We start from the raw sequence: 21,997 nt of genomic DNA on the forward strand, positions 1-21,997 counted from the left end.
GCAGGCGCAGACCCCCTATTTCTGGGGAATCCGGTCTTCGATGGCCTTCTTGCGCAGTGTCGACTGCAACACGGCCACGATCAAAGCCACCGACCAGCCGGCGAGCAACACGCCGACCAGGCTTTGCAGTGCGCCGACCAGACGCCATTCCGGCGGCAGCAGTACGTCGCCGTAACCGAGCGTGGCGTAGCTGACCACCGAGAAATACAGCGAAGTGTTCCAGTCCCAGTCGGCGTTCTTCCACTCATAGAAGGCCGCCCAGACAATGGTTTCGGCGCTGTGCAGCAGTATCAGCTCGATCACCACCCGGACCATGAAGAAATGCAGGTAGCGGCCCTGGCGCGGTCGCTGCTGCCTGGCGAGCAGCCTGATGGTGATGGCGCTGTAACCGCTGTGCATCACCACGGTAATGGCGGTCAGCAGCAACGCCCAGAGCAACTGGTTGAGCATGGCTTTCTTCCTTGTGATGGGCCGCCATGGTGGCGGCGATGCTTGCTCTTCAGGCCTGCCTTGGCCTGGCTCTCACTTCTCAGCGCTTCTTGCGCACGTACAGCACCAGCGAGTGCTCTTCGATTTCGTAACCGTGCTTGGCAGCGATCTTGCGCTGCAGTTCCTCGATCTCCGGGCTTTCGAACTCGGTGATCTTGCCGGTGTCGACGTCGACCATGTGGTCGTGGTGATGGCCACGGTCGAGTTCGTACACCGACTGCCCGGCCTCGAAGTTGTGCTTGAGCACCAGGCCGGCGGCCTCGAACTGGGTCAACACGCGGTACACCGTGGCCAGACCGATGTCCTCGCCATGCTCGAGCAGGTGGCGATAGATGTCTTCGGCGGTCATGTGGCGCGGCTTGGACTGCTCCAGCAGTTCCAGGATCCGCAGGCGCGGGTGGGTGACCTTCAGTCCGGCGTTGCGCAGGTCTTGCGATTCCATCTGGGTTCCTCGGGTCAAGCTTTGCCGGACGGGTGTGGCGGCCGCGTATGGGCCTGCTGGTCGGGCGCCGGAACGCCCGATGAACGCTGCCGGGCCGCCGCCGCCTGCCCCCGCGCTTGGTGGATGCGGGCTTCAGTGTATCATCGCCGCGTTATCCGCCTGTCGTAGACACCGATGCCGAAGCACACGATGCACAAGCTCCTGTTGGTCCTTTCCATCGCCATGGTCACCGGCGGGTGCGGCATCCTCTACAAGCAGCCGATCTACCAGGGCAACCTGCTGGAGAAGGCCAATGTCGACCAGCTGCAGGCCGGCATGAGCAAGCAACAGGTTTCCCTGCTGCTGGGCTCGCCGTCGATCGAGGACCCGTTCCACCACAACCGTTGGGACTACACCTCGACCCAGCGCACCGATCGCGTTGGCCACACCGAGATCAAGAACCTCACCCTGTGGTTCGAGAACGACACCCTGGCCAAGTGGGAAGGCGATTACTTCCCGGAGCAGGACGAGGACCTGGCCAAGGCCGCGCCGAAGCAGTTCGGTCGCAACCTGCCCAAGGAAAAGGACAAGCGCCGCGGGCGCTGAGTCCGGTCGCAGCGCGGTACCCGCGCTGCCCTGCCCCTCGACATCCAGAGCTACTTGCGCGGCACCTGCTGCGCACGCCGGCGGCGTGACTCTTTCGGGTCCGCCTGCAGCGGCCTGAGCAGTTCCAGACGGTCACCATCGCGCAGTCGCGTGTCGACCGCCACGCGCACGCCGAACACCGCATAGCCGGTCGTTTCCGGATCGTCCGCCAGGCCTGCGGCCTGCAGCGCATCGCCAACGCAGGCGCCGTCGCCCAACTCCAGCGCCATCGCTTCGAACCGGCGAGGCCATGCGCGGACGACTTCGACCTTCATGCGTCCTCGCCGCGGTCGGCCACCTTGATGAAATCGTCGACCATCCGGTCGGCCAGTCCCTGGAAGCCGATCGCCATCGCCGGGCCGAGCAGCTTGACCTTCGGTTCGAACGACAGCGTCAACGTGACCTTGCAGGCCGACTCGTCCAGGGCATGGAACTCCCAGCGACCGACGAGACTGCGAAACGGGCCATCGACCAGCTTGAGCTCGATGTGGTGTGGCGGCGACATGGTGTTTTCGGTGGTGAACCACGTGCGCAGCGCGCCGAAACCGATATCGAGGCGGGCGACCATGCGGCCTTCCCCGGCCTCCAGCACCTGCGCGGCCTCGCACCAGTCGAAGCGGCGCGGATAGGCGGCCACGTCGTTGACCAGCGCGAACATGCGCGCGGCGGAGTGCTCGACAAGGGCGGTGCGGCGGATGGTCTGCATGGTCTGGGCTGGGCTTCGCGCCTGGGCTCTGGGCCTGGTATCGCCCAGGCCCCGGTTCGGGGACAATGGCGCGATGTCCAAGAATTCCAACAACAAGACCGGCAAGGATAAGGGAAAGGGCGGCGCAGGCGGCACCATCGCGCTTAACAAGCGCGCCCGCCACGACTACCTCCTCGAGCAGAAGTTCGAAGCCGGGCTCTCCCTGCAGGGCTGGGAGCTGAAAGCGATCCGCGCCGGCCGCGCCAACATCATCGAAGGCTACGCGGTCGTGCGTAACGGCGAGATGTTCCTGCACGGCGTGCAGATCACCCCGCTGATCTCGGCCTCGACCCACGTCATCCCCGAAGAGCGCCGCACCCGCAAGCTGCTGATGCACCGCCACGAGATCGACAACCTGATCGGCCGCATCCAGCGCGACGGCTACACCGTCGTCCCGACCGCGCTGTACTGGAAAGGCAACAAGGTCAAATGCGAGATCGCACTGGCCAAGGGCAAGCAGGCGCACGACAAGCGCCAGGCCAGCAAGGAACAGGACTGGCAGCGCGAGAAGCAGCGCGTGATGCGCGGGCACAACAAGAACGCGTAATCGCTGCCCTCCCCCGTCATTCCGGCGAACGCCGGAATCCAGGCCCTCAGCACATCACACAACTCACCGTCATCCCGGCGAAAGCCGGGACGACGGGCAGTTAGTCGATCAGCTTCTCGCGCGGCAGCGTGAACCAGAACGTCGCACCACGGCCCACTTCGCCTTCGGCGCGGATTGTTCCGCCGTGGCGCTCGACGATGCGCTTGACCGACGCCAGGCCGATGCCGTGACCGGCGAAGTCCTCGTTCTGGTGCAGGCGCTGGAAAGGCCGGAACAGCTTGTCGACATACTCCTGCGAGAACCCGGCACCGTTGTCGCGGACGAAGTACTCCGGGCCGGTCTCGCGCAGCACGGCACCGAACTCGATCTGCGCGCCGACGCGGTCGCGGGTGAACTTCCAGGCATTGCCCAACAAGTTGCCAAGCAGGTTGCGCAACAACGTCGCATCGCCGATCACGAACAGGTCCGGTTCGATCTGGATGTCGACCTGGCGCTTGCCGTCGCCGACCCTGAGTTCTTCCAGCACCTCGCTGGCCAGGCGACTGAGATCGACACGCTCCAGTTTCAGTTCGCCACGGCTCAGGCGCGACATCTTCAGCAGCGCGTCGATCAGCTCGCCCATGCGCGCGGCGGCGCGGCGCACGCGCACCAGGTAGCCCTTGCCGGCATCGTCGAGCCCGCTGGAATGGCGCTCGACCAGGATCCGGCTGAAGCCATCGATCGCCCGCAACGGCGCGCGCAAGTCATGCGAGATGCTGTAGGCGAACGCCTCCAGCTCCTGGTTGGCCTGGCTTAGTTCGCGCGTGCGCAGTGCAACGCGCGCTTCCAGCGTGCGATTGAGCGCATGCACGCGCGCCTCGGCGCGCAGGCGCTCGGTGACGTCCTCGACCTGCACCAGGCCGGCGATGTCCTGGCCGATATTGCCCGGCACCGGTGAGTAGGTCAGTTGCGCCTGGCGCGGCTCCCCGCCCTCGCGGTGCAGGCGACGCGTGGCACGGTGGATGCCCTGCGCGTCGGTGCTGCCGGTTGCGTGCGCGATCATTTCCGGCTCGTCGCTTTCGAACAGCGAATCGAAGCGCACGCCTACCAGTGCCTCCGGCGTCAGGCCGACAATCATCCCCAGCGCCGGGTTCGCTTCGACGATCTGCCCTTCACTGTCGAGCAGTGCCTTGCCGATCGCCGAGTACAGCATCGCGCTGCGGAATCGCATCTCGCTGCGGCGGAAGTCTTCGGTCATGCGCACCGCGATCCGGTACGCCTGGGCCTCGGTGCGCGCCAGCATCCAGGCGATGGCATACAGCAGCAGCGAGGAGAACAAGCCCAGCGCGAGCAGGTTCTGCAATCCCTGCAGGCGCGGCGCGGCCACCGCCAGCGGCGCCGACTCGAAATCCACGCGCCAACGGCGCCCGTACTGGTTGAAGCGCTCGCTGTGGCGGAACGCAGGCGGGCGCTTGTCGCTGCCGACAGGAGTGGCGAACAGGATGCTTTCCTCGCCGCCCTCGTCGACGACGCGGAAGCGGGCGCTGCCATGCACTGCCCCGAGGGCGTTGCGCACGAATCCGTCGACGCGCAACGGCACGTACGCCCAGCCCTGGATCTCGGCCCGGCGCAGCCCGGTCGTCGCCGGCCGGCCGCCGCCGCGATAGACCGGCAGGTACAGCAGCAGCCCGGTGCCCTGCAGTGGGCCGTCCTGGATCAGGTGCACGGGGCCTGACAGGTAGGTGTTGCCGGTGTCCATGGCGGCAGTCATCGCCGCCCGCCGCACCGGCTCGGAGTACATGTCGAAACCGACCGCGGCCACGTTCGCCGGCGTCTTCGGCTCCAGGTAGAGGATCGGTCCGTAGTCCGCACGTTCACCGCGCGGCCACACCTCGAGCATGCCGTAGCCAGCATCGCGCCATTGCAGCTGCACCTCCGGCAGGCGCGTGGCCGTCACGTACTCGGCGAAACCCAGGCCGACCATGCCGGCGAAACGCTCCTGGATGTCCATGCCGTCGACATAGGCCTTCCACTGCGCCGGTGTTGGCCGCTCCCGCGTCACGGTGGCGAACATCGACACGCCGCCGCGGGCGACCAGTTCGTACTTGATCATGCCCTGGCGCAGCAGCTCGGTGACTTCCGCGCTCTTGCTGATGAACTCCGCCTCGGCCGCGCGCAGTTCGCGCTCGCGTGCCGCGCGCCAGGCGGTGAACACCAGCACCAGCGAACCGACCAGCACGATCAACGCCAGCAGGTAGCCCCGCCGCGGAGACAGCTCCGCAAGCTCGGGGGAACGGGGGCCGGCGGCGTCGGTCATTCCCCCAAGCATACAAAGCCCGGGCGCCGAACGGAGCATTGCCCCCGGGACCAGCCCGCGCCTGTGCCCTCGCCCGCCGCTTGAATGCCGGCTGCCTGGCAGAACAGCACAGCGCTTGTGCCGGGGCGATGCGCCCCTATACTGGCTGGGTCAGCGAACAGCTGTCCCCGGGGGTGCACTGGCTTCGACGGGGGTTGCGAAATCGCCTGGCGCATGCCGAGGGGGTAGCTTTCCTCGTAAATCCAGCTGCAAACTTCTAGTTGCCAACGACGACAACTACGCTCTCGCCGCTTAAGGCGTAAGCCCCGAAACTGCTTGTGTCCGTGCTCGCAGTGTAGGGTCATCATCACGGAATCGCCGGGGACGGTTGCCTGTCAATCCCTGGTTAACCTAAAGCAGGCTGGTTCCCGGATGCGCTTTGCGCGCCGTGCTGTTCGGGGACGAGATCCAACGGAGCGCTAAGCATGTAGTGCCGGGGATGGAGTGCCTTCGGACGGGGGTTCAATTCCCCCCACCTCCACCATTCAAGCAAAAGCCCGCCTTGTGCGGGCTTTTTGCTTCTGGGCGATCAGTTCCCCGGTTTGGACGACGACACCACAGCGCGAATCGCGTCGGCAACCGCCTTCGGATCTTCCCGGTGGATGTTGTGGCCCGTCGCCAGATAGCGGTGCGTTCCTCGCGAGAAGCTCGCGAACAGGACGCCATGCTGGGCCTTCCAGATGGCTTTGCCCTGGGCTGTTTCCTCGAACACCATCGGATCCGCCGCGACCTGCGTCGATGTCAGCAGAGCCACTGGGACGTCGGGCATCGCGCGTGCGGACGTGGCGTCCGGGCTGTCCAGTTGCTTGATGAGCATCTGGTAATCCGCGCCCATCGCCGCCGGCAGCATGCCCATCAGCGCCTTGTCGTCGGCGAGCACGCGGGCGCGGTCGGCCGCAATGTACGCGTGGCGCTGGCTGATCGTCGCCGGGTCGACCAGGACGAGCCCGGCAATGCGATCGGGGTGCTGCCGGGCGAGCTCGGTCGCGAGCAAACCGCCGTAAGAGTGACCGACGAGCACGACCTTGCGGCCCGGTGCGAGCGAGTCGATCACCGCACCCAGGTCATCGACGTGTGCCTGGATGGTCTTGGGCTTGCCGTCCGTTACGGACTTGCCCAGTCCGGCGCGCGCGTACGCGATGCAATGGCACTGCTCGCCGAGATCGGCGATGACCGCTTTCCACACGCCTGCGCCCTGGCCGAAGCCGGACTCGAAGACGATGTCCATCGGACCGTTGCCGGCCTGCTCGGCTTGCAACACGTAACCCTGGCGCTGTACTTGCGCCTCACCGGCATGCACGACCGTCGCGGCCATCGTCGCCACTGCCAGCAGCACTGCCTTGATCATTGAACTCATGCGTTGCTTCCCTGTGATCGCACGAGCCGGAGTGCTAGTGCATATGGAGAGTCTATGGACGGACCACGCGTTCCTCGCATGCCATCCGACACGGGCTGGCGGACCGCAGACAGTGGAATGCCGAGTGCGAACTTGAGCACCGCCTGCGCCGGTGGCACGATCCCGTCCGTGACCATCCGACCTGCCGAAGCAGTCCACCTGCGCGACCTCGCACGCCTTCGCCGCGTGCGCGATCGCATCGACCGCGAGTTCGCGCAGCCGCTGGACGTGGAGGCGCTCGCCCTTGGCGTGCACATGTCGGCCGGGCATCTCAGCCGCCAGTTCAAGCTGGCCTATGGCGAGTCGCCCTACTCCTATCTGATGACCCGCCGCATCGAGCGCGCGATGGCGCTGCTGCGCGGTGGCGAACTCAGCGTCACCGAGGTCTGCTTCGCGGTCGGCTGCTCGTCGCTGGGCACCTTCAGCACCCGCTTCACCGAACTGGTCGGCGTGCCGCCCAGCGTCTATCGGCGCCAGCTGGAAGGCGCCGAGCCGGGCATTCCGTCGTGCGTCGAGAAGCAGGTGACCAGACCGGTCAGGAATCGAGAAGCCAAGCGCACCGACCCCGACCTAGCATGACCGCTCGACCAACAAGGACGACTGCAATGAACATCACCATCCACGCCAGCTTTCTCCCCCATAACGACCCGGACGCCGCGCTGGCGTTCTACCGCGACACGCTCGGCTTCGAGGTCCGCAAGGACGTCGGCTACAACGGCCTGCGCTGGATCACGGTCGGCCCGCCCGGCCAGCCTGAGACCTCCATCGTGCTGCACCCGCCCGCCGCGACCCCGGGCGTCACCGAGGAGGAGCGCCGCACCATCGCCGAGATGATGGCCAAGGGCACGTACGGCATCATCCTGCTGGCCACCAAGGACCTCGACGGCGCCTTCGAGAAGCTGCAGGCCAGCGGCGCCGAGATCGTCCAGGAGCCGACCGACCAGCCGTATGGCGTGCGCGACTGCGCGGTCCGCGACCCGTCAGGCAACATGATGCGGATCCAGCAGCTGGGCTAGTCCGCACAAGGGCAAGGATCTACAAGAGGCCCGCCCCGTGCGGGCCTTTTGCTGGGCCACGTCACCGGCCGTGATCCCGGCGTAACAAGGTGCGAGCGCAGAATGACGCCTCCCCACGCAAGGACGGCGACGATGGCCGACGAAACCGACGACACCGGCACCCTCAAGGCCCTGCTCGACCGGCTGAACAATTTCCGCCTGCCACGCACGATGGCGGTGAAAAAGCGCGTCGACGCCGGCGAGCGCCTGACCGACGAAGACATCACCTTCCTCAAGGGCGCACTCGAAGATGCGCAGCGTGGCCAGCAGGTGTGGGCGCGCAATCCGGACATGCACAAGATCGGCGTGCAGATCGTCGAGCTCTACGACGACATCATCAGCAAGGCGGTCGAGAACGAGAAGAAGGCGTAACGCTGCCCGGAGCAAGCCATGAAAGCCGAAAAACACTCGGCGCCCGCCGAACCCGAGAAGATGAAGCGCAAGGACTACGAGGCGGAGCTGGAGAAGCTGCACGTCGAACTGGTCAAGCTGCAGATGTGGCTGGTGGCGAAGAAGATGAAGGTCTGCGTCGTGTTCGAAGGACGCGACACCGCCGGCAAGGGTGGGACGATCAAGGCCATCACCGAGCGGGTCAGCCCGCGCGTCTTCCGCGTAGTGGCGCTGCCGGCGCCGACGGACCGTGAGAAGAGCCAGATGTACTTCCAGCGCTACATGCGCCACCTGCCGGCGGCAGGCGAATTCGTGATCTTCGACCGCAGCTGGTACAACCGCGCCGGCGTCGAGCGGGTGATGGGGTTCACCTCGGAAGCCCAGGTGCGCAAGTTCCTGCGGACCACGCCACTGGTGGAGGCCGCGATCGTGCAGTCGGGGATCATCCTGCTCAAGTACTGGCTGGAAGTCAGCGACGAGGAGCAGACCCGGCGCCTGAAGGAGCGCGCCACCGACGGACGCAAGTTGTGGAAGCTCTCGCCGATGGACCTCAAGTCGTACGGCCGCTGGTACGACTATTCACGCGCACGCGACGACATGTTCACCGCCACCGACTCGCCGCAGGCGCCGTGGTACGTGGCGCGCACCGATGACAAGCGACGCGGCCGCCTCAACATCATCCGCCACATGCTCGACAAGATTCCCTATGAGGATCTGCCGCGCGAGAAGTTCAGCCTGCCAAAGCGGCAGAAGCGCGGCGACTATGTCGAACCGGACTATCCTTTCAAGTTCATCAAGGAGCAGTACTGATACCGTTGCCCGGGCCGGACTGGTCGCCCAGGGCATGACAGAGACGACAGGGAGCTGACGGATGAACGGCTGGATGCGTTGGCTGCCCGGACTGCAGATCATCAGGCGCTACGAAGCGGCCTGGCTGCCGAACGACGTGATGGCCGGCCTGGTGCTGACCACGATGCTGGTGCCGGTCGGTATCGCCTACGCCGTGGCCTCGGGCGTTCCGGGTATCTACGGCCTGTACGCCACCATCGTTCCCCTGCTCGCCTACGCCCTGTTCGGCCCGAGCCGCATCCTTGTGCTGGGTCCGGATTCCTCGCTGGCTGCGGTGATCCTGGCGGTCGTGCTGCCGCTGTCGGCAGGCGACCCGGCGCGCGCCGTGGTCGTGGCCAGCCTGATGGCCGTGGTGTCGGGGCTGGTGTGCATCCTGATCGGCGTGCTTCGCCTCGGATTCGTCACCGAACTGCTGTCCAAGCCGATCCGCTACGGTTACATGAACGGCATTGCGTTCACGGTGCTGGTCAGCCAGTTGCCGAAGCTGTTCGGGTTCTCGATCGACAGCGCCGGGCCTTTGCGCGATCTGTCCAGCACGACGCAGGCGATCCTCGGCGGCCAGGCCAACTGGACCGCGTTCGCCGTCGGCGCCGGCACCCTGGTGCTGATCCTGCTGCTCAAGCCGTACAAGCAGATCCCCGGGCTGCTGATCGCAGTGGTCGCCGCGACATTCGTCGTTGGTGCGCTGGCCCTGGATGAAACCGCCGGGGTCAAGGTGCTCGGCCAGCTCCCGCAGGGCCTGCCGTCGTTCGCCCTGCCGTGGATCGAACCGGCCCACCTCAGCCAGGTGGTGATCGGCGGTTGCGCGGTGGCGATGGTCGCGTTCGCCGACACCAGCGTGTTGTCGCGCACCTATGCGGCCAAGACCGGCACTCACGTCGATCCGAACCAGGAGATGGTCGGCCTGGGCGCGGCCAACCTGGCCGCCGGCCTGTTCCAGGGATTCCCGATCAGCAGCAGTTCCTCGCGCACGCCGGTCGCCGAGGCCGCTGGCGCGAAGACGCAGCTCACTGGCGTGGTCGGGGCAATTGCTGTGGCCCTGCTGCTGGTCTTTGCACCCAATCTGCTCGAGCACCTGCCCAGCAGCGCGCTGGCGGCGGTGGTCATTGCCGCGGCGATCGGCCTGTTCGAGTTCGCAGACCTGCGCCGCATCTACCGCATCCAGCAGTGGGAGTTCTGGCTGTCGGTCGCCTGCTTCGTAGGCGTCGCCGTGCTGGGCGTGATCCACGGCATTGGCATCGCCATCATCATCGCCGTGATCGAGTTCCTGTGGGACGGCTGGCGTCCGCACCACGCCGTCATGGGCCGGGTCGAAGGCATCCGCGGCTTCCACGACATCCGGCGTTATCCGCAGGCGGGGCTGGTGCCTGGCCTGGTGCTGTTCCGTTGGGATGCGCCTCTGTTCTTCGCCAATGCCGAGCTGTTCCACCAGCGCGTGCTCGAAGCTGTCGCGCAATCGCCCACGCCGGCACGGCGGATCATCGTCGCCGCCGAACCGGTCACCAGCATCGACGTGACCTCGGCCGACATGCTCGCCGGACTGGAACGGTCGCTGCGCGAGTCCGGCGTCGAGTTCCGGTTTGCCGAACTGAAGGATCCGGTCAAGGACAAGCTCAGGCGCTTCGAGATCCTCGAGCGCTTCGGAACGATGTATCCGACCATCGGTGCCGCGGTCGACGCATACCTCGAGGAGCATGCGGTGGACTGGCACTGGGAAGACGAAGACAGCGACTGAGTTCAACCGCCGTTGCGGTGCGCGCGCTTCAACAATCGCAGCGCGGCCTGCTCCCATTGCCGTGCGCCGCGCGCATTGGCGGTGGCGCGCTGCAGGCGGCCATCCTCCCAGCACGCGAACACGACCGGGTCGATGTAGGACTTACGGCAGATCGCCGGCGTGTTGCCGAGCAACTGCGCGACCTCCTTGATCACCGCGTTGCGGGTCGCGACGATGCCCTGGGCATCGGGTTGCCCGTCGTCCTTGTGCGGAACTTCGCTGCCGGCGAGGAGGCGGACGGCCGTCAGCGTCCCGCCCCAGGTGCGGAAGTCCTTGGCAGTGAAGTCGCCGCCGGTGGCGTCGCGCAGGTAATCGTTGACCAGGCCCGAGTCGACCGGCTGCACGTTGTCGTCGTCGTCGCGGTACTGGAACAGCATCTGCCCGGGCAACTGCTGGCATCGGTGCATCAGCCGCGACAGGCGGGCGTCGTCCACGACCACGTCGTGCTCGAGGCCGCTCTTGCCACGGAAGCGCAACTTGGCCCGGCCACCGCGCAGGAACTCGACGTGGCGATTGCGCAGGGTGGTCAGTCCGTAGGAACGGTTGCCGCGCGCGTACTCGTCGTTGCCGATGCGCAGCAGCGTGTCGGCCAGGACAGCGACGACTATGGCCGATACCTTCTCGCGCCCCAGGCCACTGCGCGCGAGATCGCTGCGCAGGCGGCGACGCAGGCGCGGCAGCGCCGCGCCGAACGCAACGATGCGATCGAACTTGTTGCTGTCGCGGACCTGGCTCCAGTCCGGGTGATAGCGGTATTGCTTGCGACCGCGGGCATCGCGACCGGTGGCCTGCAGGTGGCCATTGGCGCGGGCGCAGATCCAGACGTCGCGATAAGCAGGTGGAATTGCCAGGGCGCGGATCCGCGCGAGCGTCGTGGCGTCACGAACGGGTCGGCCGTTGGCGTCGATGTATGAGAACCCCTTGCCCGCGCGGTGGCGACGCAGGCCGGGGGCGTCGTCGCTGACGTAGACCAGGCCTCCCGCGGCAGCCGACAGCTCGGCTTCGGCAGCTTTGCTGGAGACCATCTTGCTGGAAGCTGGGGATCGCTCGCGTGCGGCCATGCCGGGCAGCATCCCGGCGCGCGCATCAAGAGGATGTCACTGCCGCATGCATCCGTTCAGCCTGCTGGCCGCATGTCGTGCCGATCAATGCGCGCCCTTGCCTGCTCCGGCGCGATCATTGGATCCATGGCTTTCATCCGCACCGCCGACCCCGACAGCACCCGCGCCAGCAGCGAGGGGGCGAGTTACGTCTACGTCCTGCCTTGCGCCGGCGAGGACCTTCTCAAGCTCGGCTTCTCGCGCCATCCGCTGCAACGCATGCAGGCGCTTCAGACCCGTTACTTCGAGTTCTTCGATCTCGACAGCGCCTTCCTGGTCGAGACCGAAACCGTGCGCGATGCGCGCGACTTGGAGCTGTCACTGGGGCATGCGATTGCCGTGCATGCCGCGCCGGTCCCCCTGGTGGTGCGCGAGGAAGCCGGCGGCCACAGCGAGTGGTATCGCGGCGCCCACGCGTCCCTGGCGGCCGAAATCACCGCCCTCGCCGCGCGCGGATACACCGTCCATCATCCGCTTCGGCCATGGCTGCGCCGCGAACTGCTGCGCAGTCGCGACGACCTGTTTACCTGGGCGAGCACCCTGCTCGATGGCTTGCAGGGCGACGCCGAATGGCTCGACCGGGCGCAGATGGCGCAGCTGCGCCGGCATGCACTCGACACGCTCGACGCGTATGCCGCAGTCGACGTTCCCGTAACCGACGTACTTCCGGACCTGCTCGCCCACTGGTACCGCAGGACTACGGGAAATCGATAAGGCGCGCCCGGTCTCACGCCTTGTCGGCAGTGAGACCGGACGCGTGCATCACTTCAAAACGTGCTCAGCGCGCACGTCCGCGCGTGAACAGATTGACGATGGCCAGCAGGACGATCGCGCCCAGCAGCGACAGCAGCAGGCCGCCAATGCTGAAGTTGCCGTCGTTGATGTCACCGCCGCCGATTCCCAGCACGCCGCCCAGCCAGCCGCCGATGAAGGCACCGATGATGCCGACGATGATGTTGAGCAGGATTCCCTGCTGACCATCGCGACGCATGACCAGACTCGCAAGCCAGCCAATGACACCGCCGACGATCAACCAGATGATGATACCCATGGCATACCCTCCGTTTAGGTGCGACCGATCCTAGGAAGCCATGCGTGACGCGCATGTTATTGGCCGGGCAGCCCGTCGTGACGCCGTCTATACATCGCCTGACCTTAGGGTGGCCGGATGGACTGGACCCTGCAGTTGATCGTGCTCGGCGACGCCGCCATCGCCATGGTGCTGGGCGGTGCGATCGGCTTCGAGCGCGAGCTCAAGAACCGGCCGGCGGGTTTCCGGACCCATATGCTGGTGGCCGGCGCCGCCGCCCTGCTCGTTGGCCTGGGCCAACTGGTGATCACTGACCATCGCCTCGATGGCGAAGGCCTCACGCTCGATCCGTTGCGACTGGTCGAAGCGGTGATCGCCGGCGTGTCGTTCATTGGCGCCGGCACCATCTTCGGCCACCGCGGCTCACAGGTCGTTGCCGGCATCACTACGGCGGCTTCGATCCTGATGGTGGCGGTGATCGGCGTGATGGCCGGGTTCCGCTACCACCTGCTCGCGCTGGCGGCGACGGTGCTGACGCTGCTGGTGCTGGCCGCCGTCGGGACGATCGAGCGGCGGATGATGGCGAAGGTGAAGGACAACGGTAAGTGACCCCGTAGGAGCGAGCTTGCTCGCGATCCTGCGCGTCCGCCGCGGCCACGATCGCGAGCAAGCTCGCTCCTACACACAGGTTTCTCAGCGGAAGTCGCGCGAACTCGTATCCAGCTCGCCGAGCAGCTCAGCGTAATTCTCCAGCCGCTGCGCGATCACGTGCTGCACGCCATCGACGCGTTCCAGGCGCCCTTCCACCGCCAGCAGCTGCGACTCCAGCAGCACCCGCCGCTGGCGTTCGGCCAGGTGCTTCCAGACCACCACATTGATCGTTCCCGATTCGTCTTCCAGCGTCACGAAGATCACGCCGCTGGCGGTCTGCGGTTGCTGGCGGCCGCGCACGAGCCCGGCGGTGCGCACGTTGCGGCCGTGGGCGACCTGGTCGAGTTCGGTCGAGCCCTTGCAGCGGCGCGCGGCCAGCGCCTTGCGCAGGTACGACAACGGGTGGCGTCCGAGCGTGGTGCCGGTCAAGGCGTAGTCGGCGCGCAGGTCCTCGTCGGCGGTCGGCATCGGCAGGCGGATCTGCGATTCCTTGCCGGACACGGTCGCGCCCAGCAATGGCAGCTGGCGTTCGACGCCGGTGATCGCCCAGCGCGCGCGATGGCGATGACCGGCCAGTGACTTCAGCGCACCGGCATCGGCCAGCAGGCCCTGCTGGCGGCGATCGAGCGCGGCGCGTTCGCACAGATCGGCCACGTCGTCGAACGCGCGCCGTGCCCGTGCCGCCTCGATGCGCTCGGCGGCGACGCTGTCGAAGCCCTGGATCATGCGCAGGCCGAGCCGGATCGAAGGCTCCGCCTGCTCACGCAAGCGTTCCAGGCTGCAGTCCCAGTCGCTGAAGCGCACATCCACCGGCAACACGCGCACGCCATGGCGACGCACGTCCTGCAGGATCTGGTCGGGTGTGTAGAAGCCCATCGGCCAGCTGTTGATCAGGCTGCAGGCGAAGGCCGCCGGCTCGTGCCGCTTGAGCCAGCAGGTGACATAGGTGATCAGGGCGAAGCTGGCCGCGTGCGACTCGGGGAAACCGTAACTGCCGAAGCCCTTGATCTGCTCGAAGATGCGCTCGGCGAATTCGAGCGGGTAGCCGTTGTCGAGCATGCGCGTGGTCAGCCGTTCGCGATGGTGCTCCAGCCCGCCATGGCGCTTCCATGCCGCCATCGAGCGACGCAGCTCGTCGGCTTCGCCGGGCGTGTAGTCGGCGGCCTGGATCGCCAGCTGCATCACCTGTTCCTGGAACAGCGGCACGCCCAGGGTGCGTTCGAACACCTCGCGCAGGCGCGGCGGGTACTCGACCGGCTCCTGGCCGTTGCGACGGCGCAGGTAGGGATGGACCATGTCGCCCTGGATCGGCCCCGGCCGCACGATCGCCACCTCGATCACCAGGTCGTAGAAGTTCTTCGGCCGCAGCCGCGGCAGCATCGCCATCTGCGCGCGCGATTCGATCTGGAACACGCCGACGGTATCGGCGCGGCCGATCATTTCGTAAGTGTCGGGGTCGTCGGCCGGGATGTCGGCCATGGTCATGTCGCGACGCCCGTGCCGGCGCAGCTGGTCGAGCGTCTTGCGCACCGCGGTCAGCATGCCCAGCGCGAGGCAGTCGACCTTGGACACCTGCATCACGTCGAGGTCGTCCTTGTCCCACTGGATCACCGTGCGGCCGTCCATCGCCGCGTTCTCCACCGGCACCAGGTTGTGCAGCGGCTGCTCGCTGATGACGAAGCCGCCCGGGTGCTGCGACAGGTGGCGCGGGAAGCCGATCAGCTCGCCGGTGAGCTGCAGCACCCGGCGCAGGATCGGCGCCTCCGGGTCGAAGCCGCGCTCGCGCAGGTACTCGGGCATCGGCAGTTCGCCGCTCCAGCGTTCCATGGTCGCGGCCAGTTCGTTGACCTGGTCCGGTGGCAACCCCAGTGCCTTGGCGACGTCGCGGATCGCGCTCTTGCCGCGATAGCTGATCGCCACCGTCACCAGCGCCGCGCGTTCGCGGCCGTAGCGTTCGAACACGTACTGCAGCACCTCCTCGCGGCGCTCGTGCTCGAAGTCGATGTCGATGTCCGGCGGCTCGTTGCGCTCGCGCGAGAGGAAGCGCTCGAACAGCATGTTCATCGCCCCGGGGTCGAGCTCGGTCACGCCCAGCGCGTAGCACACCGCCGAATTGGCGGCCGAGCCGCGGCCCTGGCACAGGATCGCGCGGCTGCGGGCGAAGCGGACGATGTCGTGCACGGTCAGGAAGTACGACTCGTAGCGCAGCTCGGAGATCAGCGCCAGCTCATGCTCGATCTGGTCGCGGGCCTTGTCGGGCGCACCCTTCGGCCAGCGCCAGCGCGCGCCCTCCTCGGTCAGTTGCCGCAACCAGCTCGCGGCTGTGTGGCCTTGCGGCACCAGTTCGCGCGGGTATTCATATTTCAGCTGTTCGAGGGTGAAGCGGCAGCGCTGCGCGACGCGCACGGTCTCGGCCAGCAGGTCGGCCGGGTAGATCGCCGACAACGCGCGGCGCGTGCGCAGGTGGCGCTCGCCATTGGGAAACAGCAACGCCCCGGCCTCGACCACCGTGGTGCGGTGGCGGATCGCGGTCAGCGTGTCCTGCAGCACGCGGCGCGAACGCACGTGCATGTGCGCATCGCCAGCGGCGACCAGCGGCAGGCCATGGCGATCGCCGAGCTCGCGCAGGGCCTGCAGGCGGTCGTCATCGTCCGGGCCGCGGTGGAGTTCGACGGCGATCCACAGGCGCTCGGGGAATATCGACTTCAGCCAGTCGACTTCGCCATCGCCGTCGTCGACCGGCAGCCACAGCGCCAGCAGGCCGTCGGGAAGTCCGTCGAAGTCCTCGCGCAGCAGGCGGTAGCGGCCCTTCTCGGCGCGACGCCGGGCCACGGTGATCATCCGGCACAGCGCGGCGTAACCGTCCAGGTCCGCCACCAGCAGCACCACGGCCGGGCCGCCTTCGATCCGCATTTCGCTGCCGACGATCAGTGGCAGGCCGCTTTTCCGCGACGCCTCCAGCGCGCGCACGATGCCGGCCAGCGAGCATTCGTCGGTGATCGCCAGGGCCTGGTAGCCCTGCTCTTTGGCGCGGTCGAACAGTTCCTGCGCGACCGAAGCGCCGCGCTGGAAGCTGAAGGCCGACAGGCAGTGCAGCTCGACATAGTCGGGCAGGCTCATGCGAACCACCCATGCAGCATGTACGGCCCGCGCTCGCCGGCGACGCAATAGGCCCAGGCGCGCTGACCGCTGGAGGTCTCGACCAGGTAGTAATCGCGGCGCACCTCGAAGCCGTCCCACCAGCCCGATTCGATGCGCTCGGGCCCGGCCAGCACGGTCAATGCGTGATCGCGCAGCGGGATCGGCTGATGCAGCAGCCAGCCCGGGCGCGGCAACGACGGCGGTGCAGTCTCGCGTTGTACAGGTGCTTCCACGCCCCAAGCGCGCTCGGGCCGATGGTCGCCACGGATGGCCAAGCCATGCACGGCATCGTCGCCCAGACGCGCGCGCAACCGTTCGCGCAACTGCGGCCACGGCATCGCCTGCTGCGAACGGGCATCGAACAGGTCGCGGCTGGCCGGCACGAACGGTGGGAGTTCGCTCGCGATCAGGCGCAGGCCGCGCACCGGCGCCGGCACCCTCGCCTGCTCGAGGCGGCCGCGGGTGAGTTCGAACAAGGTCGCCGCCGCGCGCTCGGGCGCGAGCAGGCCAACCGTGACTTCGCTGTCCTCGCAGCGCTCGTGCTCGAGCACCAGCACGAAGCGCTGCACGCCGCCGTCGCGGCCGGCGAGGAAGGTGGCCAGGTCGGCAGTGAGACGGCGCAGCGGGAACAACAACGCCTGGCTGGATTCGATCTCGTGGTCGAACTCCATGCGCTGGTCGAACACGTCCGGCGGCCGGTACAGGGTCAGCGGCTGCGTCATCTCACCGCGCAGGGCATCGAGGTACGGCAGCACCGTCTTCGGAAAGCGCCGGGTGATGCTGTCGCGCGGCAACTCGAAGACCTGGCTCAGGCGACGCAGGCCCATGCGCGACAGCGACACCGCGGTCTCGCGATCGAGCCCCGCCCGCTCCACCGGGATCTGCCCCAGGCCGGTGAGCAGGCTTTCGTCGGTCAGCCCGATGCCATCGTGGACATTGGCCAGCACCCGCGCGGCATGCGGATTGGGCGCGGCGACCAGGCGATGGCGGAAGCCCATCTCGCGCAGTTCCTCGCGCATCTGCGCTTCCAGCCGCGGCCACGGCCCGAACAGCTTCAGGCTGCGGCCGATCTCCAGCACGATCGCATGCGAGAACTGCGTGCTGACCTGTGAACTGAAACGGTAGGCCCAGGCCGCGACCAGGTCACGCCAGTGCGCCGCATCCTTCGCGTCATAGGCGACGCTGGTGAAACCGGCATGGATCGCCTGTGCCGCCGCCAGCGATTGCCCCGCCCGCAGCCCGAGCGCGCGCGCGGCCGGATTGACCGAATGCAGCACGCGCCGCTGCACCGGCCCATCGATCAATGCCAATGGCTGATCGGGCATCGGCTGGCGACGCAGGACACCGTCCAACGCCAGTTGCGGCAACAGCAGGCAGACCCAGCGCATGACGGTCCTGCCTCACTGCCAGTCGAAGGCAATGGGCCGCGTCGGCGCCAGCCCGCCACGGCACTTGAGCACGCGCAGCTGCTGCGGATCGGTGTCGATGGCGATGCGCAGTGCCGCCGGCGAAGGATTGCGCGCGGCCCTGGCCGGACGGATCGCGAAGCCCAGGCAACGCCCGCTCTCGGCCGCCACCTGCAACCGCCGCAGCGCGCGATCGTCGGCGTGCAGCGGCCAGCACAGCACCGCTGCGCACGCACCCGAACGCAGGCACTGCTCGGCCGCCCACAGCGCATCGCGCGGTGGCGTATCGATGACCTGCAATTGCGATAGGCGTACACCGGCGCGCTGCCACGCCGGCGCGAACGGCACGTACGGCGGCGCGACCAGGACAATCGTTCCTTCCTGCTGCGACAGCCGCGCCAGCGCCGGCCACAGCAGGCGCAACTCACCGACGCCGTCGGCCGGGATCAGCAGCTCGGTCAATGCACCATCGGGCCAGCCGCCCGACGGCAGCGCCGCATCGAGCAGGGCGTGCCCGCTCGGCTGCGGACTGGCGGGCAGCACATGGCGCTGCTGGCCTTTCCAGAGCCGGCGCTGGTCCAGCAGGCTGTCGATGGCGACGACCGCGCCCATGCCCTGCCCTCAGCCCTGCCGGATCAGACCGCAGAAAATGCCTTCAATGGCGAAGTCCTGGCCCGGTTCGACCACGATGGGCGAATGCGCCGGATTGCGCGGCAACAGGCGGATGCCATCGCCCTCGTGCTCCAGCCGCTTGATGGTGATCTCGCCATCGACCCGCGCCACGACCACCTGGCCATCGCGCGCCGCGTTGCTGCGATGCACCCCGACCAGATCGCCGTCGAGGATGCCGTCATCGATCATCGAATCGCCCTGCACCCGGAGCAGGTAATCGGGCGCACGCGAGAACAGGCGGCGATCCAGGCGCAGGCGCGGAGCGTCCTCGACGATGTCGGCGCCAATGGGCACACCCGCCGCGACCCGCCCCAATACCGGCAGGCTGACCAGCTCACCCGGCGCATCGCGACCGAGCAGTCGGATGCCACGACGCTGGTTCGGCACCAGCTCGATCTGCCCCGCATCGGCCAGCGCCATCACATGCTTTTTGGCCGCGGTAACCGAAGCGAAACCGAAGGCCAGCGCGATCTCCGCCAGACTCGGCGGCTGCCCCTCCTCGATCCGTTCGCGGATGAAGGCCAGGACGGCGGTGCGTTTCGGGGAAGGGCTGGCCATGGTGCATATATTTACACCTTGACGCTCCGGTTGAACAGATCTGTCTGTCGTATTTGCAGAAGCTGTGATTCGTATCGCGCGGCTTTACCCAAGCCATGACATCAATCAGTTCAATCGTTTACAGATTATTGTTGAAGTAGGTACGAGCACAGGCAACGGCAAATCAAAATGGATCCCGGCGTTCGCCGGGATGACGAACTCTCATTACCCGTCATCCCGGCGAAAGCCGGGATCCACTGACCGGCCGAAGACCACGCAATGACGTGCCGGAGCGACGGCCGCCGGCCCGGGGATTGCGGAGCAGTGGGCCATGGATGGCCCACGCCCCGCCTCCGGACAGGATGTCCGGCGAAGGGGCGGAGCAATCCCCGGGTCGGCGGACGGCGCCCTCCCGAAGACAGCAACGCCCCGACGACGACACAACACGAAAGACACAAAAGAAAAGAGCCACCCGAAGGCGGCTCTTTCCAAATCACAAAACGCTGAAGATCAGGACTCGATCGGCACGAGCGTGATCTCGACACGACGGTTCTGCGCACGACCGGATTCCGAATCGTTGCTCGCCACCGGATGCGTCTCACCCGCGCCCACGACGATGAAACGATCGCGATTGAGGCCACGGCTGGTCAGATAACCCGACACCGCATTGGCCCGCTGCTCCGACAGCCTCTGGTTGTAGGCATCGCTACCGACGCTGTCGGTATGACCGGCCACCTCGACGATGGTCTGGTTGTACTCCTGCAGCGTGCGCGCGACGTTGTCGAGCACCGGGTAGAACTCCGGCTTCAGATTGGACTTGTCGAAATCGAAGGTGATGCCGCTGGGCATGTTGAGCGTGATGTTGTTGCCATCGCGCACCACGTCCACACCGGTGCCGGCCATCTGGTCGCGCAGCGCACGCTCCTGGCGGTCTTGGTAGTTGCCGATCGCGGCACCGGCGAGGCCGCCGACACCGGCACCGACCAGCGCACGCTGGCGACGCTCGGTGGCATCGTCACCGCTGAGCAGGCCCGCGGCGACACCGGCCAGCGCACCGATCAGCGCGCCCTTGCCGGTCTTGCTCATGCCCTGCTGCTGCGCCGGCGGCTGCCCCTGCTGCGGCTGGCCCTGGGGATACTGCTGCCCCTGCTGCGGGTACTGCTGGCCGTAATACGGCTGGCTCGTGGCGCAACCGGCGAGCACGGCGGTCATCGCCAGCGCGGCGAATGCGATCTTGATCTGGGTCTTCATCGGGGCGGTCCTTCTGGGAAGATCGGTTGAACAGTGGCGCAAGCTAATCACGTCCGCGTGCAGCGGATGCGACCAGCGGTCACACCTATTCAGTTTCCGGCAGGGAACATGGCTTCAGCCGCAACGGCATCCAGCGTGTGCTCCCAGCTTCCCATCAAGGACAGATACAGCAGCTTCTCGAACTCGGCACCGAAGCGGCTGATCACCGCGTCCGGATCCGGAATCAGCCGGCCATCGGCGATCAGGCCGAAATGCACGCGGCCGTTGTAGCTCAGGATCGAAATGCCGATGCCGATCGACCCGGTCTGCGGCACCCAGAACATCATTTCCCGCAGCATGCAGCCGGCCAGGTACAGCGGCTGCTGCGGCCCCGGCACATTGGTCGCCACCGCGGTCGCCTTGCGGCTGAAGAGCTCCAGCGCCAGCCCCTGCATGGCCGCCGGCGCCATGCCAAGCGCGGCCAACAGGCCATACGCAACAATGGCTTGCCTTGAATTCTTGAGGTTTCGCATGCACTCGGCCACGCGCTCCAGCCGCCGGATCGGATTGCCCTCGCCGACCGGCAGGTCGAGGAAGACCAGGCCGAAGTGGTTGCCCAGCTTGCGCGCGTGTTCGAGCGGACGCAGGTTGACCGGTACGGTCGCACGCAGCGTCATGCCATCCACGCGCTCGCCGCGCTCGATCATGTAGCTGCGCAGCGCGCCGGCAGCGGTTGCCATGAGCACGTCGTTGACGGTGCAGTCGCAGGCGCGGCCGACCGCCTTTACCTCTTCCAGGTCCAGCGGCTCGGCCCAGGCCACGCGCTTGCTCACGCCCAGGCGTCCACGCAGCAGCGACGGCGGATCGTCGGACAAGGCCAGCGCATGCAACAGCTCGCGGGCGATCTCGCCACCCTCCTTCGCCAGCACCGCGGCCAGGCCCGGGTCGCGATAGAAATCCATGCCCTTCTCGACGACCTTGCTGCCCAGCTGCATGTAGCGGTCGACGGCACCGACGCGACGGGCGACGTCGGCATGGTCCTGCTTGAGCCAGGTGCGCGGCAGCTCGCTGTCGTTGCCGGCGTCGGGCTGGGTATCGGTCAGCGACAGCAGCACCTGCACCAGCGCGATGCCATCGGCGTAGCTGTGGTGGATGCGCGCGATCAGCGCCGAGCCACCGTTGTAGTTCTCGACCAGGTGGAACTGCCACAGCGGCCGGTCATGGCTCAATGGCGATGACGCCAGCTGGCTGACGAAACGCTCCAGCGCGCGCTTGTCGGCACGGCCCGGCAGCGCCGCGGGCTGCACGTGCCAGTCGAGATTGAAATTTGGGTCGGTCCGCCAGGACGCACCGGCGGGCGTGTCCACGGCCTTCTGGCGGAAACGGCGATAGGCGAGGAAACGCTGCTTGACCACGCGCTTGAGCCGTTCCAGCGACATCGTCTCGGCGAACATCAGCACGCCGGTGATCATCATCGGATTGGTCGGCCGCTCCATGCGCAACCAGGCCGTGTCCACGCGCGACATCGCCTCACGGCGCGCGCGCTTGCGCGAAGTTGCCCGCTCTCCTGTCGTCGCCATGCGC

The 21,997-nt window shown here is 67.1% G+C and carries 23 protein-coding genes and 1 other RNA gene; 10 read left to right on the forward strand and 14 right to left on the reverse strand.

Translation table 11 applies throughout. The features are described from left to right. Positions 1 to 15: 15 nt before the first annotated feature. On the reverse strand, positions 16 to 450 hold the full coding sequence (locus AC3A3Q_RS00440; RefSeq protein ID WP_487584394.1) for a potassium channel family protein: 435 nt from the start codon (positions 448 to 450) through the stop codon (positions 16 to 18). Between the two features lie 79 nt (positions 451 to 529). Continuing rightward, entirely contained in the window at positions 530 to 931 is a 402-nt protein-coding gene (gene fur / locus AC3A3Q_RS00445; protein WP_200605112.1) for a ferric iron uptake transcriptional regulator, read from the reverse strand. Positions 932 to 1,120: 189 nt separating this feature from the next. Between fur and AC3A3Q_RS00450 the strand changes: the two genes are divergently transcribed. Next, on the forward strand, positions 1,121 to 1,516 hold the full coding sequence (locus AC3A3Q_RS00450) for an outer membrane protein assembly factor BamE (RefSeq protein ID WP_487584395.1): 396 nt from the start codon (positions 1,121 to 1,123) through the stop codon (positions 1,514 to 1,516). Positions 1,517 to 1,566: 50 nt separating this feature from the next. Here the strand turns inward: AC3A3Q_RS00450 and AC3A3Q_RS00455 are convergent, their stop codons facing one another. Next, a complete protein-coding gene (locus AC3A3Q_RS00455; RefSeq protein WP_487584396.1) occupies positions 1,567 to 1,830 on the reverse strand; it encodes an RnfH family protein in 264 nt (87 codons plus the stop codon). Beyond that, on the reverse strand, positions 1,827 to 2,261 hold the full coding sequence (locus AC3A3Q_RS00460; protein WP_487584397.1) for a type II toxin-antitoxin system RatA family toxin: 435 nt from the start codon (positions 2,259 to 2,261) through the stop codon (positions 1,827 to 1,829). The genes AC3A3Q_RS00455 and AC3A3Q_RS00460 overlap by 4 nt, the downstream gene beginning before the upstream one ends. A 73-nt stretch (positions 2,262 to 2,334) precedes the next feature. Between AC3A3Q_RS00460 and smpB the strand changes: the two genes are divergently transcribed. Further along, on the forward strand, positions 2,335 to 2,847 hold the full coding sequence (gene smpB / locus AC3A3Q_RS00465) for an SsrA-binding protein SmpB (protein ID WP_487584398.1): 513 nt from the start codon (positions 2,335 to 2,337) through the stop codon (positions 2,845 to 2,847). Between the two features lie 100 nt (positions 2,848 to 2,947). On the opposite strand, the gene AC3A3Q_RS00470 is transcribed toward smpB, so the two are convergent. Continuing rightward, on the reverse strand, positions 2,948 to 5,143 hold the full coding sequence (locus tag AC3A3Q_RS00470) for a CHASE domain-containing protein (protein ID WP_487584399.1): 2,196 nt from the start codon (positions 5,141 to 5,143) through the stop codon (positions 2,948 to 2,950). A gap of 169 nt (positions 5,144 to 5,312) precedes the next feature. Between AC3A3Q_RS00470 and ssrA the strand changes: the two genes are divergently transcribed. Next, positions 5,313 to 5,666: a transfer-messenger RNA gene (gene ssrA, locus AC3A3Q_RS00475) on the forward strand. 45 nt (positions 5,667 to 5,711) lie between these two features. Here the strand turns inward: ssrA and AC3A3Q_RS00480 are convergent. After that, positions 5,712 to 6,530 carry an alpha/beta fold hydrolase gene (locus AC3A3Q_RS00480; RefSeq protein ID WP_487584900.1) on the reverse strand — a complete coding sequence of 273 codons (819 nt, stop codon included), beginning with the start codon at positions 6,528 to 6,530 and terminating at the stop codon, positions 5,712 to 5,714. A gap of 177 nt (positions 6,531 to 6,707) precedes the next feature. On the opposite strand from AC3A3Q_RS00480, the gene AC3A3Q_RS00485 reads away from it, so the two are divergent. From AC3A3Q_RS00485 to AC3A3Q_RS00505, 5 genes are all read left to right on the forward strand, one after another. Next, complete coding sequence (locus tag AC3A3Q_RS00485) at positions 6,708 to 7,157, forward strand: helix-turn-helix transcriptional regulator (RefSeq protein WP_200605093.1); 450 nt, start codon at positions 6,708 to 6,710, stop codon at positions 7,155 to 7,157. A gap of 26 nt (positions 7,158 to 7,183) precedes the next feature. Further along, entirely contained in the window at positions 7,184 to 7,594 is a 411-nt protein-coding gene (locus tag AC3A3Q_RS00490) for a VOC family protein (RefSeq protein ID WP_487584400.1), read from the forward strand. A 132-nt stretch (positions 7,595 to 7,726) separates the two neighbouring features. Next, a complete protein-coding gene (locus tag AC3A3Q_RS00495; RefSeq protein ID WP_487584401.1) occupies positions 7,727 to 8,005 on the forward strand; it encodes a hypothetical protein in 279 nt (92 codons plus the stop codon). Positions 8,006 to 8,023: 18 nt separating this feature from the next. Next, entirely contained in the window at positions 8,024 to 8,833 is an 810-nt protein-coding gene (gene ppk2, locus AC3A3Q_RS00500; RefSeq protein ID WP_487584402.1) for a polyphosphate kinase 2, read from the forward strand. A 61-nt stretch (positions 8,834 to 8,894) separates the two neighbouring features. Next, a complete protein-coding gene (locus AC3A3Q_RS00505) occupies positions 8,895 to 10,607 on the forward strand; it encodes a SulP family inorganic anion transporter (RefSeq protein WP_487584403.1) in 1,713 nt (570 codons plus the stop codon). A gap of 2 nt (positions 10,608 to 10,609) precedes the next feature. On the opposite strand, the gene AC3A3Q_RS00510 is transcribed toward AC3A3Q_RS00505, so the two are convergent. Further along, on the reverse strand, positions 10,610 to 11,719 hold the full coding sequence (locus AC3A3Q_RS00510; RefSeq protein WP_487584404.1) for a DNA topoisomerase IB: 1,110 nt from the start codon (positions 11,717 to 11,719) through the stop codon (positions 10,610 to 10,612). Between the two features lie 114 nt (positions 11,720 to 11,833). Here AC3A3Q_RS00510 and AC3A3Q_RS00515 point away from each other — a divergent pair, with 114 nt between their 5' ends. Beyond that, positions 11,834 to 12,460 carry a GIY-YIG nuclease family protein gene (locus AC3A3Q_RS00515; protein ID WP_487584405.1) on the forward strand — a complete coding sequence of 209 codons (627 nt, stop codon included), beginning with the start codon at positions 11,834 to 11,836 and terminating at the stop codon, positions 12,458 to 12,460. 64 nt (positions 12,461 to 12,524) lie between these two features. On the opposite strand, the gene AC3A3Q_RS00520 is transcribed toward AC3A3Q_RS00515, so the two are convergent. Next, a complete protein-coding gene (locus AC3A3Q_RS00520; RefSeq protein ID WP_158730828.1) occupies positions 12,525 to 12,797 on the reverse strand; it encodes a GlsB/YeaQ/YmgE family stress response membrane protein in 273 nt (90 codons plus the stop codon). Positions 12,798 to 12,914: 117 nt separating this feature from the next. Here AC3A3Q_RS00520 and AC3A3Q_RS00525 point away from each other — a divergent pair, with 117 nt between their 5' ends. Beyond that, complete coding sequence (locus AC3A3Q_RS00525; protein WP_487584406.1) at positions 12,915 to 13,385, forward strand: MgtC/SapB family protein; 471 nt, start codon at positions 12,915 to 12,917, stop codon at positions 13,383 to 13,385. Between the two features lie 84 nt (positions 13,386 to 13,469). Here AC3A3Q_RS00525 and AC3A3Q_RS00530 read toward each other — a convergent pair whose 3' ends face one another. The 6 genes from AC3A3Q_RS00530 to AC3A3Q_RS00555 form a co-directional block, all read right to left on the reverse strand. After that, positions 13,470 to 16,547 carry an error-prone DNA polymerase gene (locus tag AC3A3Q_RS00530; RefSeq protein ID WP_487584407.1) on the reverse strand — a complete coding sequence of 1,026 codons (3,078 nt, stop codon included), beginning with the start codon at positions 16,545 to 16,547 and terminating at the stop codon, positions 13,470 to 13,472. Next, entirely contained in the window at positions 16,544 to 17,956 is a 1,413-nt protein-coding gene (locus tag AC3A3Q_RS00535) for a Y-family DNA polymerase (RefSeq protein WP_487584408.1), read from the reverse strand. Before AC3A3Q_RS00535 ends, AC3A3Q_RS00530 begins: the two co-directional genes overlap by 4 nt. A gap of 12 nt (positions 17,957 to 17,968) precedes the next feature. Beyond that, positions 17,969 to 18,586: a translesion DNA synthesis-associated protein ImuA gene (imuA, locus tag AC3A3Q_RS00540; RefSeq protein ID WP_487584409.1), complete on the reverse strand. Its 618-nt coding sequence runs from the start codon at positions 18,584 to 18,586 to the stop codon at positions 17,969 to 17,971. A gap of 9 nt (positions 18,587 to 18,595) precedes the next feature. Then, positions 18,596 to 19,204, reverse strand: coding sequence for a transcriptional repressor LexA (gene lexA, locus AC3A3Q_RS00545; protein WP_487584410.1), 609 nt, complete (start codon positions 19,202 to 19,204; stop codon positions 18,596 to 18,598). 489 nt (positions 19,205 to 19,693) lie between these two features. Further along, positions 19,694 to 20,434 (reverse strand): YiaD family glycine zipper/OmpA-like lipoprotein, encoded by a 741-nt coding sequence (locus AC3A3Q_RS00550; RefSeq protein ID WP_487584411.1) that lies wholly within the window; start codon positions 20,432 to 20,434, stop codon positions 19,694 to 19,696. 89 nt (positions 20,435 to 20,523) lie between these two features. Then, positions 20,524 to 21,993: a WS/DGAT/MGAT family O-acyltransferase gene (locus AC3A3Q_RS00555; RefSeq protein WP_487584412.1), complete on the reverse strand. Its 1,470-nt coding sequence runs from the start codon at positions 21,991 to 21,993 to the stop codon at positions 20,524 to 20,526. Positions 21,994 to 21,997 lie beyond the last annotated feature (4 nt).

The organism is Lysobacter sp. Soil_C_59 (genome assembly GCF_057656415.1).

What these genes read in the sequence shown, in the direction of transcription:
- AC3A3Q_RS00510 (WP_487584404.1), bottom strand. Translation starts at nt 11,719, where the DNA reads ATGCTGCCCGGCATGGCCGCACGCGAGCGATCCCCAGCTTCCAGCAAG.
- AC3A3Q_RS00450 (WP_487584395.1), top strand. Translation starts at nt 1,121, where the DNA reads ATGCACAAGCTCCTGTTGGTCCTTTCCATCGCCATGGTCACCGGCGGG.
- lexA (WP_487584410.1), bottom strand. Translation starts at nt 19,204, where the DNA reads ATGGCCAGCCCTTCCCCGAAACGCACCGCCGTCCTGGCCTTCATCCGC.
- AC3A3Q_RS00495 (WP_487584401.1), top strand. Translation starts at nt 7,727, where the DNA reads ATGGCCGACGAAACCGACGACACCGGCACCCTCAAGGCCCTGCTCGAC.
- AC3A3Q_RS00525 (WP_487584406.1), top strand. Translation starts at nt 12,915, where the DNA reads ATGGACTGGACCCTGCAGTTGATCGTGCTCGGCGACGCCGCCATCGCC.
- smpB (WP_487584398.1), top strand. Translation starts at nt 2,335, where the DNA reads ATGTCCAAGAATTCCAACAACAAGACCGGCAAGGATAAGGGAAAGGGC.
- AC3A3Q_RS00440 (WP_487584394.1), bottom strand. Translation starts at nt 450, where the DNA reads ATGCTCAACCAGTTGCTCTGGGCGTTGCTGCTGACCGCCATTACCGTG.
- AC3A3Q_RS00470 (WP_487584399.1), bottom strand. Translation starts at nt 5,143, where the DNA reads ATGACCGACGCCGCCGGCCCCCGTTCCCCCGAGCTTGCGGAGCTGTCT.
- AC3A3Q_RS00520 (WP_158730828.1), bottom strand. Translation starts at nt 12,797, where the DNA reads ATGGGTATCATCATCTGGTTGATCGTCGGCGGTGTCATTGGCTGGCTT.
- AC3A3Q_RS00490 (WP_487584400.1), top strand. Translation starts at nt 7,184, where the DNA reads ATGAACATCACCATCCACGCCAGCTTTCTCCCCCATAACGACCCGGAC.
- AC3A3Q_RS00460 (WP_487584397.1), bottom strand. Translation starts at nt 2,261, where the DNA reads ATGCAGACCATCCGCCGCACCGCCCTTGTCGAGCACTCCGCCGCGCGC.
- fur (WP_200605112.1), bottom strand. Translation starts at nt 931, where the DNA reads ATGGAATCGCAAGACCTGCGCAACGCCGGACTGAAGGTCACCCACCCG.
- AC3A3Q_RS00515 (WP_487584405.1), top strand. Translation starts at nt 11,834, where the DNA reads ATGGCTTTCATCCGCACCGCCGACCCCGACAGCACCCGCGCCAGCAGC.
- AC3A3Q_RS00530 (WP_487584407.1), bottom strand. Translation starts at nt 16,547, where the DNA reads ATGAGCCTGCCCGACTATGTCGAGCTGCACTGCCTGTCGGCCTTCAGC.
- AC3A3Q_RS00455 (WP_487584396.1), bottom strand. Translation starts at nt 1,830, where the DNA reads ATGAAGGTCGAAGTCGTCCGCGCATGGCCTCGCCGGTTCGAAGCGATG.
- AC3A3Q_RS00480 (WP_487584900.1), bottom strand. Translation starts at nt 6,530, where the DNA reads ATGATCAAGGCAGTGCTGCTGGCAGTGGCGACGATGGCCGCGACGGTC.
- AC3A3Q_RS00535 (WP_487584408.1), bottom strand. Translation starts at nt 17,956, where the DNA reads ATGCGCTGGGTCTGCCTGCTGTTGCCGCAACTGGCGTTGGACGGTGTC.
- AC3A3Q_RS00505 (WP_487584403.1), top strand. Translation starts at nt 8,895, where the DNA reads ATGAACGGCTGGATGCGTTGGCTGCCCGGACTGCAGATCATCAGGCGC.
- ppk2 (WP_487584402.1), top strand. Translation starts at nt 8,024, where the DNA reads ATGAAAGCCGAAAAACACTCGGCGCCCGCCGAACCCGAGAAGATGAAG.
- AC3A3Q_RS00550 (WP_487584411.1), bottom strand. Translation starts at nt 20,434, where the DNA reads ATGAAGACCCAGATCAAGATCGCATTCGCCGCGCTGGCGATGACCGCC.
- imuA (WP_487584409.1), bottom strand. Translation starts at nt 18,586, where the DNA reads ATGGGCGCGGTCGTCGCCATCGACAGCCTGCTGGACCAGCGCCGGCTC.
- AC3A3Q_RS00555 (WP_487584412.1), bottom strand. Translation starts at nt 21,993, where the DNA reads ATGGCGACGACAGGAGAGCGGGCAACTTCGCGCAAGCGCGCGCGCCGT.